This is a genomic window from Rhodanobacter spathiphylli B39 (genome assembly GCF_000264295.1).
GTDB classification, from domain to species: Bacteria; Pseudomonadota; Gammaproteobacteria; order Xanthomonadales; family Rhodanobacteraceae; genus Rhodanobacter; species Rhodanobacter spathiphylli.
In genome coordinates this window covers 1-206 of the sequence record NZ_AJXT01000107.1, presented here as the reverse complement: position 1 = coordinate 206, position 206 = coordinate 1, and the positions used below count along the sequence as shown (strand labels likewise).

At 68.9% G+C, this 206-nt stretch carries 1 protein-coding gene; it reads left to right on the top strand.

Going from position 1 to position 206, the window contains the following annotated elements; all coding sequences use genetic code 11:
- Window positions 1–206 (top strand): hypothetical protein (locus UU7_RS18740; RefSeq protein ID WP_007810789.1); only part of this gene is annotated, 206 nt, incomplete at both ends.

The window sequence follows — 206 nt, the reverse complement described above, 5'->3', positions numbered from 1 at the left end:
TGCCGGCAATGTCGCGGCGCAGACGCTGAACTACGCCAGCTACGGCACGGCGGTGTCGTTGGACCTGTCCAACGGCAGCGGCGCGACGACCGGCATTGGTGGCACCTGGAGCGGCGTGACATCGGTGACCGGCAGCGGTCACAACGACACGGTGCATGGCAGCAGCCAGACCTACAACCTGACCGGCGCGAACGCCGGCGGCAGCG